The 1,121-nt window shown below is 66.8% G+C and carries 1 protein-coding gene and 1 pseudogene; one reads left to right on the forward strand and one right to left on the reverse strand.

The annotated features are described in order from the left end of the window. Positions 1-397: pseudogene (locus ACFWUY_RS41875) on the reverse strand (hypothetical protein); the annotation flags it as partial. Between the two features lie 90 nt (positions 398-487). Between ACFWUY_RS41875 and ACFWUY_RS41880 the strand changes: the two are divergent. Beyond that, the coding region (locus ACFWUY_RS41880; RefSeq protein ID WP_384122395.1) for a TIGR00730 family Rossman fold protein at positions 488-1,121 on the forward strand (634 nt) is incomplete at its 3' end.

Below are 1,121 nucleotides of genomic sequence, written 5' to 3' on the forward strand. Positions count from 1 at the left end.
GCACCAGCGAGCACAGCGCGAGCACAGTGGCCACGCCGCCGGACGCCGCGAGTGCCACCCGTGTGCCGGTCCCGCCCGCCGCCATGAATCTCCGCCACAGCAGCACCGCGAGCGTGACGAGCACGGCCAACAGGAGCGCGGCGAGCACTGCCTTCGCGAGGTGATAGCGGAACCAGTAGTCGACGATATTCGCCAGTTCAGCGGTGAATTCCCGGGTTCCGGAGTGCCAATAGTCGACGAAGGCCGCGCCGAACGCGTGCCGAAGATCGTCCTCGCCGCCGAAATCGGCGCCTGCCTGGTTCGCCAACAAGCGCGGAGCGAGAACGAACGCGGCGATCAGCGCACCGGCCAGCCCGACGAGCGCACCGAGAACACGACCGGGAACTGCACTGGACATCGTCAAATCCTTAGGTTCGATCGAGTGCGCCGCCGACCGATCCACCAAGTGCGCACCCGCCCCTGGAATCCAACACAGTAGGTTGGGAGCATGTCTACCGATTCCGCTGATGAACAGGTTGGGAAGGTCAAACCGAAGTTCCGTGGGCCGGTGATGTTCCGGCGCGAGCGCAAGCCCGGCGTGCGGACCGCCGACCGGAACCTGCTCGACACGCGGCAGGACAGCGAGTGGGTGCACACCGATCCGTGGCGGGTGCTGCGGATTCAGGCCGAGTTCGTCGAGGGGTTCGGCGCGCTCGCGGAGATTCCACCCGCGGTGACGGTGTTCGGTTCGGCGCGCACGGGCCCCGATCATCCCGAGTACGCGGCGGGCCGGGCGATCGGCGCGGCGCTCTCCGAGGCCGGGTTCGCGGTGATCACCGGCGGTGGACCCGGCGCGATGGAAGCGGCCAACCGGGGTTGTTCGGAGGCTGGCGGTTACTCGATCGGGCTCGGGATCGAGCTGCCGTTCGAGCAGGGGCTCAACGAGTGGGTCGACCTGGGGATCAACTTCCGGTACTTCTTCGTCCGCAAGACGATGTTCGTGAAGTACTCGCAAGCCTTCGTCTGCCTGCCCGGCGGTTTCGGCACCCTCGACGAACTGTTCGAGGCGCTCACCCTGGTGCAGACCCGCAAGATCACCCGCTTCCCGATCATCCTGTTCGGGACCGAATACTGGACCGGTC

The sequence above is a fragment of the Streptomyces sp. NPDC058664 genome, assembly GCF_042716635.1.
In the GTDB taxonomy this organism is placed as follows: Bacteria; Actinomycetota; Actinomycetes; order Streptomycetales; family Streptomycetaceae; genus Streptomyces.